Genomic DNA, 9,860 nt, shown 5'->3' with positions numbered 1-9,860 from the left:
GGCATGAGCATTGCAACGTGCCCGCCTGGGTCACCTTGCTGTCACGGTGCCCGGCGAGCGCTCCGTAGCGCGTATCGACACCGGATAGACCGGATAGAGCAACGAAAGACCACCATGCAGGCGCGCAAATCGACCTCGGACCGTGCCCACCCTGCTCGGAGCCTGCCCGCGACGGGCGGTGACGATCCCCGCGAGCGCTACGCCACGGACGCCGCGCGCCCTACTGTGCCGCAGCCTCCGAGCGAACGCCTGGCCGGCCCGTTTCGGGTAAAGACGGGTTACCTTGAGCGACGCGCCTGGCCCTTCGAGGCCCCAGGCTGAGGCCGTTTCCTCAAGCCACCGAGTCGGCGTCGCCACGGCGGCGCTGACGGGCTGCCAAGCCCAGCACGCCCAGGCCCATGAGCAGCATCGCGGCAATGCGCGGCTCCGGGATCGGTGCCGTGGCTGCCGCGAGTTGGCCTCGAATTTCTCCGCTGCGAATCAATTCCGAATGCAGGTTGAAATAAGCCAGGCCAGAACTCAAACCGTTGACCAAAATCGCCTCGGCGTTGGGCACCGACCCTCCAGCGACGTCGTTCAGGAATCCCGCTGAGAAGCTGGTTGCCGACGTCAGGTCATAGATCTCGGAGTCGTCTCCGCCCGCGGTGTCGCCCAGCGGCATACCTCTGAAAGGCACCGCAACGCCGGCGTTGCCGCTGGCCGTGGTGCAACAGTGAATGTGCCCGTCGAACAACCCCGAGGTGAGATCGGCGAAGCTGTAGCTGACGGTGAGCGTTTGCGCCAGCGTGTCGTGAACGACTGTCGCCGCTCCGCTGCCCGGCGACGCGTTGGGCGGCACCTCATTGGTTCCGGCAAGGGTGGCCGAGTAGACGATCTGGACGGCTTGGCTCGGCGCGGCGAGCGTTGCAGCGAGCGCCAATCCAGCCACGGCGGGAAGCAGTTTCATGACCGAACTCCTTGCATGGGGTGAATGGGCGTTGAGAGGCGGGCGGTAAGAGACGGCACTGGCAGCGGTTTGCGCAGCGCGTGCCATCAAGGCCACCGAGCTGTTTGGCGAGCGCGTCGCCCGCTCCTCTTGAAGATAGGCGCTCGGTGCCGCCTGGCCAACCGTCGCATCGCCCTTGTGTTCGCGGTCACACACGGGTTCTTGGAGTGCGTCGGCGCCACGTTTGTAGGACGAGTCCTACAGCCGGTCGAGCCGATCACGCAGCCCGGGTGAGCCGGCGCCTGCACGACTTGCGGACTCGTCCCACGTCCGAATCCATCGTTGCCGACAAGACACGGCCCATCGCCGTGCGTACCGTTGACTCCAATGCGCCACCGGATCGAAGTGCTCCGTGCAAGCCACGGAGAAAGCATGACGAACGGCGCGACGGAGCTCCAGCATGGTCGTGCGGATGCAGTGCGATGAACGTCAGGCCACCCGGGTCGCGCTGTGTTACCTGTGCGCAGCCATCGCGCATCTGGAAAGCGAACAGGGCTTCTCGCTGCCCAAGTCGCGCCGGCTGTCGAGCCGGTGGCTGCGCTGGCTGCGCGCCGCCGATCACCGCGCGAGTGCCGCGGCCATCGCATCGTCGCATCCGCTTGGCGATCTTTCCGCCGACGCGCGCATCGAGGCGGGTGATCTGAGCGCCCCGTCCGCGGCGGACGTGACCATCGCCGCCACCGATCTCCTTGTGAGCGCCTTCCGCGAATCCTGCGGGAAGGCCGTGCTGAAAGACGGCTCGCGCGACGCCGCGCTGGACTGCGTCGTCGTGTTGGCCCTGGAGCGGGCGCACGAGACATGCGCCGCCGTTGTTGTCTTCGAACAAAAAGGTGAACAACATGAAGCCGAACGCAGAGCAAGCTGAGTCCCCGCTGCCGCCTCTGGCGGCCCCGAAGCGGCGCGACTTCTTCAAGACAGCGGCGCTGGGCGGGGTCTGCATGGCCGCCCCCTGGGTGGCGCAGGCCCAGACCACGACGACGACGCCCCAGAGCCCCTACACCGAACCCTGGCGCGACGAACTGGAGCCGCAAAAGCCTCTGCAACCGGTGGCCAGCCTGAGCCCCGCGCCGGGAAAGCTGCCGGTGGCCGGGGAAGTAGGTCGCGCCGCCCACCAGGCCTGGGACCGCTTTCCGCCGCAAAAGCTCTACGACATGCACGCCGGCGAGTACCCGCTGAAATGGCACAAGGATTTGCCGGAGGTGACGACCTGGGGCTTCAACGACCAATGCCCCGGGCCGATGATCCACGCACGCTACGGCGAGCCGATCCTGGTGCGCATGGGCAATGAGCTGCGGCAGCTCGGCCAGGGCTACGGCTCGCCCGAGATCTCGATCCACTTGCACAACATGCACACGCCGTCCGAGAGCGACGGCTTTCCGATCGACTGGTGGAGCCCCACCGACCACGGGCCCACGCTCACCGGGCCCGGCCACTTCAAGGACCACCACTATCCGATGGTCTATGCGGGTGTCGACCAGTACGGCGGCATCGGCGATGAGCGCGAGGCCCTCGGCACGCTGTGGTACCACGACCACCGCATCGACTTCACCGCGCAGAACACCTACCGGGGGCTCAGCGGCTTCTTCCTCGCCTACGACCACATCGACAACGGCGACGAGCACGACCTGTCCTCCCCGACCGCGCTGCGCCTGCCGAGCGGCGACTTCGATCAGCCTTTCGTGCTGGCCGACAAGCGCTTCACGCCCGACGGCGTGGCGCTGTCGTTCGACCCGTTCGACAACGACGGCTTCGTGGGCGACAAGATGACCGTGAACGGCCGCATCCAGCCCTTCTACAACGCCGCGCGCCGCAAGTACCGCTTGCGCCTCCTCAATGCCGGGCCAGCCCGCAATTACGACCTGCAGCTGCGCCTGGGAAGCCCGACGGGCCCGGTGCAGAAGTTCCAGTACATCGCCAACGACGGCAACCTGCTGCCCGCGCCGCTGACGATGAGCAGCGTGCGGTTGGCCGTCGCCGAGCGCGCCGACATCGTTTTCGATTTCTCGCTCTTCCAGAAAGGCAGCGAGGTTTTCCTCGTCAATCGCCTGAACCAACTCGACGGCCGCAAGCCCGAGAAGGATTTCCTGAGGACGCCGGTGCCGATCCTCAAGTTCGAAGTCGACCGCGATGCGCAGGGCAACGAGGAGGACGAGAGCCGCGTGCCGGCCCTGCTGCGCCCGCTGCCCAACATGGACCAGCCGGTGGAGGAAAGGCGCACCTTCACGTTCGACCGCACCAACGGTGCGTGGGCCGTCAACAGCAGGCTGTTCAAGAACAGGCCGGTGGCCTTCCCGAAAAAGGGGACCGCCGAGATCTGGAAGCTGCGCAACGACAGCGGCGGCTGGGCGCACCCGATCCACATCCACCTCGAAGAGGGCCGGATCCTCAAGCGCAACGGCAAGCTGCCCCCGCCCCACGAGCGCGGGCGCAAGGACGTTTTCTACCTGGGCCCGAACGAGACCCTGGAGGTGTATCTGCGCTTCCGCGATTTCACCGGCAAGTACGTCATGCACTGCCACAACACCGTGCATGAAGACCACTCAATGATGGTGCGCTATGACATCGTCTAACCCACTCCAAGCGGGGGACGACGGTCGTCGTGTCCCTGAAGAACCGGCCCGGCGCCAGGCATTGGCGGGCATCGGTCCCGGCCTGCTGGCCGCCGGCATGTTCTCCACTGCTGGGCTGGCCGCCTGGACGGCCGAAGGCAAGCCCAAAAGATACGCCGGGACGCCGCTCGCGGGCAGACGCCGCTTGCCGAACCCGATCGTGCTCACCCACGACGGCCGGCGCCTGCGCTTCTACGACGACCTGGTGCGCGGGCGCATCGTGCTGCTCAACATGACGTACACGCAGTGCAGCAACATCTGCCCGCCGATGACGGCCAACCTGCTGAACGTGCAGCGCATGCTCGGCCCGCGCGCCGGCCGCGACGTGTTCATGATCTCGATCACCCTGCTGCCCGAGCACGACACGCCGCAGGCCTTGGCCGAGTACATGCAGCGCTACCGCATCGGCCCCGGCTGGACTTTCGTGACCGGCCGACCGGCGGACATCGAGCAACTGCGCCGCGGCTTCGGCTTTTTCGACCTCGACCCGGTGGTCGATGCCGACCGCTCCCAGCACACCGGCATGGTGCGCATCGGCAACGACGCGCTCGACCGCTGGTGCATGAACCCCGCATTGGCCGAACCCGAACAGATCTGTGAATCGATCCGCGCCGTCGATCCGCACAAGCGCCCCATCCCCGGCTACCAGCGGCGCCTCGAGCTCTGAAGCCCCGCGCCTCTCGCCTCTCAAACATCGAACCACCTTACGGAGACACTGCCATGAACATCAACCTCGCAGACCTCGAATTCATCCTTGAACAGATCAAGACCGGCGAGGCTCATGCCGCCGGCACGCCGCAATCGATCCGCACGCTGGTCGGCGACCCGTTGCTGCCCTTCGGCGTGCGCACGGTCGACGGCAGCTACAACAACCTCGTTGCGGGGCGCGAGAACTGGGGCGCGGCGGACCAACTCTTCCCCCTGTTGACCAAGCAACACTTCCTGCCCGGCGAGGCCGTGTCGCTCTTCGACCCCGACGGGCCCGGCCCGCAAGCGATCGGCACCGCCACCAACTACTGGCAGACCAGCGGCTCGGTGTTCGACTCGCAGCCGCGCGTCATCAGCAACCTGATCGCAACGCAGACCGAGGAAAACCCGGCCGCGGTCTCGGCCTGGAACCCCGCCGACTTGAAAGAACTCGACGGAGACACTTTGGTGATGCCCAACGTGTCGCCCGACCTGGGCCTGTCGTCGCCCTTCAATTCCTGGTTCACCCTGTTCGGCCAGTTCTTCGACCACGGCCTGGACCTCGCCAACAAGGGCGGCGGCACGATCTTCATCCCGCTGAAGGACGACGACCCCTTGATGACGGGCCCCAACGGCCCCCTGCCGCCTAATCAGGCCTTCATGCCGCTGACCCGGCTGTCCAACACCCAGGTGCTGCCCGGCCCCGATGGCCAGGTGGGCACCGCCGACGACATCCACCGTCACACCAACCAGACGACGCCCCACGTCGACCAGAACCAGACCTACACCTCGCACCCCTCGCACCAGGTCTTCCTGCGCGAATACGAACTCAATGCGGCCGGGGACCCGGTGGCCACCGGCCACATGCTCGACGGCGCCGGCGGTGGCCTGGCGACGTGGGCCGACATCAAGCAACAGGCGCGCGAGATGCTCGGCATCGCGCTCACCGATGCCGACGTGCTGAACGTGCCGCAGGTCGTCACCGACGAGTACGGCCGCTTCGCCCGCGGGCCGAACGGCTACGCGCAGCTCGTCACCACGGAGGGCGTTATCGAAGGCAACCCCGCCGCGCCCATCAGCACCGTCAACGCGCTGCGCACCAACCACGCCTTCCTCGACGACATCGCGCACACCGCCAATCCGGCCGACAACCGCGGGGCCTTGAAAACGGCCGACGGCGACACCGGCATCAACGCGGCGAACGAGCCGCCGCTGGCCGGCCAGTACGACAACGAATTGCTCGAGGCGCACTACATCACCGGCGACGGCCGCGGCAACGAAAACATCGGCCTGACCACGGTGCACCACGTGTTTCACGCCGAGCACAACCGGTTGGTCGAGCAGATCAAGGCCGACCTGCTGGCCACCAACGACCCGACGCTGCTCGCGGAGTGGCAGCTCTCGCCCACCACCGAAACTTCGCCCGCCGTATGGAACGGCGAGCGCCTGTTCCAAGCCGCCCGCTTCGGCAACGAGATGCAGTACCAGCACCTTGTGTTCGAGGAGTTCGCGCGCAAGATCCAGCCGCAGGTCGACATCTTCGCCGGCTACGACGTGACGATCAACCCGGCCATCACCGCCGAGTTCGCGCACACCGTCTACCGATTCGGCCACTCGATGCTCACGGGCGAGGTGGACCGGGTCAACGACGCCGGCGTGTCGTCGGACCTCACCCTGATCCAGGCCTTCCTCAACCCCGTTGAATTCGCCAACAGCGGTATCGACTCGATCGACGCGGCCGAAGCCATCGTGCGCGGCATGACGCGCCAGACCGGCAACGCGATCGACGAGTTCGTCGCCGAGGGCGTGCGCAGCAACCTGGTCGGCTTGCCGCTCGACCTGGGCGCGATCAACATCGCGCGCGGCCGCGACGCCGGCGTGCCGAGCCTGAACGTGGCGCGCAAGCAGTTCTTCGACGCCACCACCGATTCAGCGCTGGCCCCCTACACCAGCTGGAACGACTTCCAGACCGGCATCAAGCATCCAGCGTCGCTCGTCAACTTCATTGCCGCCTACGGCACGCACGCCAGCATCATCGGCGCGACCACCATGGAGGCCAAGCGCGCCGCCGCCCAGACGCTGGTCTTCGACGGCAAGGCCAGCAACGGCACCGATGGCAACACCGATGCCTACGATTTCCTCAATGCCCGCGGCGACCTCTACGGGGGGGGCAGCCTGGGCGGGCTGAACAACGTCGACTTCTGGATCGGCGGCCTGGCCGAGAAGACGGCGCCCTTCGGCGGCATGCTCGGCTCCAGCTTCAACTTCGTCTTCGAGACGCAGATGGAGAAGCTGCAGGACGGCGACCGCATGTACTACCTGGCGCGCACCGCCGGCCAGAACTTTTTGGTGGAACTGGAGAACAACACTTTCTCCGACATCGTGATGCGCAACCTGCCGGGCGTGAAGCACCTGCCGGCCGACATCTTCATCGTGCCCGACCAGAGCTTCGAGCTGGACGACCCGAGCACCTGGACCGCGGGCGTCACCAGCGACGGCGTCAACCTGCGCTACGTGGGCGGGGAGCACGTCGTCATCGGCGGCACCGACGCAAACAACGACCTGCGCGCCGACGAAGGCGACGACACCGTCTACGGCGATGGCGGCAACGACCGCATCGAAGGAGGCGCCGGCAACGACTCGCTGGTGGGCGGCGACGGCGACGACATCATCACGGACAGCTTCGGCGACGACAACATCAAGGGCGGCACCGGCGACGACGCCATCAACGCCGGCCTGGGCGCCGACCTGGTGATCGCCGGGCCCGGCGGCGACTTCGTGGTTGCCGCGGGCGGCCTGCAGGAAACCTTTGCCGGCGCCGGCAACGACTTCGTCCGCGGCGGCACCTCGACCGACACCATCTTCGGCGGCGAAGGCCACGACTGGATCGAAGGCGGCGGCTCCGCCGACCTGCTGCAGGGCGACAACGGCGACCCGTTCCAGGCCAGCAAGGTCCGCGGCAACGACGTCATCAAGGGCGACGGCGGCAACGACGACTACGACTCGGAGTCGGGCGACGACATCATGGTCAGTGGCAGCGGCGTCGAGCGCTTCGAAGGCATGCTCGGCTTCGACTGGGTCACGCACTACCTCGAGCCGAATGCAGCCGACGCCGACCTGCTGTTCGACGTGCTGCCGCCGAACGTGCCGATTCCGCCAGCGGAGGCTAACGCGGACCGCTTCGACTCGGTCGAGGGCATCTCGGGCTGGAACCTCGACGACACCCTGCGCGGCGACGACCGGGTATCGGCGGACCTGACGACACTCGACGTGACGACCGGCTTCAACAATGCGCTCAACGACGCACCGCAGATCAGCCTCATCGACGGCCTGGGCGCTCTGCTCGGCGGCCCCGGGGTGACAAGCTTCAGCGGCGGCAACATCATGCTGGGCGGCGGCGGCAGCGACTTCATCGAGGGCCGCGCGGGCGACGACCTGCTCAACGGCGACGCCTGGCTGCGCGTGCAGCTCGAACACGGCGGTCTGCGCTACGACAGCATGTCGCAACTGCAGGCCGGCGTGTTCGCCAGGACCATCCTGCCCCGCGACATCAGCATCGTGCGCGAGATCGTGTTCGCCAGCGGCGCAGCGGCCGGTGACGACCGGCTCGACGGCGGCCTGGGCAACGACACCCTCAATGCCGGCGAAGGCCAGAACGTGGTGATCGGCGGTGCAGGCGACGACCGCATCGACGTCTCGGCCGGCAACGACACGATCGTGTTGGCGACCGGCTTCGGCGCCGACACGGTGACCGGCTTCGATGCCGAGGGCGACTCGGCGACGACCCAGGACCTGATCGACGTGAGCAGCTACACCGGGGCGGACGACATCACCGCCGCCAACTTCGCCGAGCGGGTCACCATCGAAGCCCTAGGGGCCGACACCTTGGTCACGATCGACGGCGACACGGTCACGCTGCAAGGCGTCGCGGCCGCCGGCATTGGGGTGGCCGACTTCATCCTCGAGGGCCCACCGGCGCCGGAGCCCCCGCCCCCGCCGCCCACCACGGTCGAGAGCTCCACCAGCTACGGCCTGCTTGCCGACGACCCGCCGAACCTCACCCTGACCGGCACCGGCAACATCACCGGCGTGGGCGACGCGCGCGACAACATCCTCACCGGCAACAGCGGCAACAACCAGCTTCACGGCCTGGCGGGCAGTGACGAGCTGATCGACAACGCGGGCAACGACCTCCTCAATGGCGGCACCGGCGTCGACATCATGAGCGGCGGCGTGGGCAACGACACCTACGTCATCGACAACATCGCCGACGTCGTCAACGAACTCGCCAACGAAGGCACCGACACGATCCAGAGCACGATCACCGTCGAATCGCTCGTCACCAACATCGAGAACTTGACCCTGACCGGCACCGCGAGCATCGACGGCACCGGCAACGCCGGCGACAACGTCATCACCGGCAACAGCGGGGTCAACGTGCTGCGCGGCGGCATCGGCAACGACACGCTCAACGGCGCCGGCGGCAACGACACGCTGATCGGCGGCGGCGGCAACGACACGCTGAACGTGACGACCGGCAACGACACGATCGAGTTCCTGGCCGCCGGCTTCGGCGCCGACACGGTGGTGGGCTTCGATGCCGTCTCGGAAACGGCGGGCGCGCAGGACCGCATCGACGTGCGCGGCTTTACCGGGGCCGACGACATCACGGTCGACAACTTCGGGGACCGCGTCGTCATCGGCGCGGATGGTGCGGACACGCTGGTCACGATCGGCGTCGACACCATCCGGCTCACCGGCGTGGCCGCCGCCACGGTCAACGGCGCCGACTTCCTCGTCGACGGCGGCAGCATTCCGGAGCCGCCGTCGGGCACGGTCGAAAGCTCGGAGAGCCGCGTCCTCGCCGAAGGCGAAGGGCCCGACCTCACCTTGACCGGCACCGGCAACATCGACGGCACCGGTAACTCCGCCGCCAACGTCATCACCGGCAACAGCGGCAACAACCTGCTGGCCGGCCTGGGCGGCGCCGACACGTTCGCCTTGGTCAACGGCGGCAACGACACGATCGTTCTGGGCGCCGGCTCCGGGGCCGACCTCGTGACCGGCTTCGACGCGGAAGGCGGCACGGACTTGCAGGACCTCATCGACCTGCGCGGCTTCGCCGACATCACCACGACCAACTTCGCGACCAGCGTGACCTTCTCGCCCACCGGCACCGGCAGCGCGGACACCCTCGTCACGATCGCCGGCGGCAGCACCGTTACGCTGGCCGGCATCGCCCAGGCGAACGTGAGCATCACCGACTTCATCGTCAATGCCGGCGTCATCGACCCACCACCGCCGCCCCTGAACCCGGTCGAGAGCGACACGACCCGCACCCTGGCCGAAGACGAAGGGCCCGACCTCACCCTGACCGGCACCGCCAACATCAACGGCACCGGCAACTCGGTCGCCAACATCATCACCGGCAACGTCGGCAACAACGTGCTGACCGGCCTGGGCGGCGCCGACACGTTCGCCTTGGTCAACGGCGGCAACGACACGATCGTTCTGGGCGCCGGCTCCGGGGCCGACCTCGTGACCGGCTTCGACGCGGAAGGCGGCACGGACTTGCAGGA

At 67.5% G+C, this 9,860-nt stretch carries 5 protein-coding genes; 4 read left to right on the top strand and 1 reads right to left on the bottom strand.

Annotated features, from left to right (window positions below; all coding sequences use genetic code 11):
* Positions 1-331: 331 nt before the first annotated feature.
* Positions 332-946 (bottom strand): CHRD domain-containing protein, encoded by a 615-nt coding sequence (locus tag H0W40_RS04575; RefSeq protein WP_292443708.1) that lies wholly within the window; start codon positions 944-946, stop codon positions 332-334.
* 439 nt (positions 947-1,385) lie between these two features.
* Between H0W40_RS04575 and H0W40_RS04570 the strand changes: the two genes are divergently transcribed.
* From H0W40_RS04570 to H0W40_RS04555, 4 genes are all read left to right on the top strand, one after another.
* Positions 1,386-1,850 carry a hypothetical protein gene (locus tag H0W40_RS04570; RefSeq protein ID WP_292443706.1) on the top strand — a complete coding sequence of 155 codons (465 nt, stop codon included), beginning with the start codon at positions 1,386-1,388 and terminating at the stop codon, positions 1,848-1,850.
* Positions 1,825-3,555: a multicopper oxidase family protein gene (locus H0W40_RS04565; protein ID WP_292443704.1), complete on the top strand. Its 1,731-nt coding sequence runs from the start codon at positions 1,825-1,827 to the stop codon at positions 3,553-3,555. The genes H0W40_RS04570 and H0W40_RS04565 overlap by 26 nt, the downstream gene beginning before the upstream one ends.
* A gap of 97 nt (positions 3,556-3,652) precedes the next feature.
* Entirely contained in the window at positions 3,653-4,261 is a 609-nt protein-coding gene (locus H0W40_RS04560) for an SCO family protein (RefSeq protein WP_292443702.1), read from the top strand.
* 53 nt (positions 4,262-4,314) lie between these two features.
* Positions 4,315-9,860, top strand: a 5,546-nt coding sequence (locus H0W40_RS04555) for a peroxidase family protein (RefSeq protein WP_292443700.1), incomplete at its 3' end; no start/stop codon positions are given.

The sequence above is a fragment of the Methylibium sp. genome (assembly GCF_013817345.1).
GTDB lineage: Bacteria > Pseudomonadota > Gammaproteobacteria > Burkholderiales > Burkholderiaceae_C > Methylibium.
Note: the sequence above shows the minus strand (reverse complement) of the source record. Positions and strands in the feature narration are given on the sequence as shown.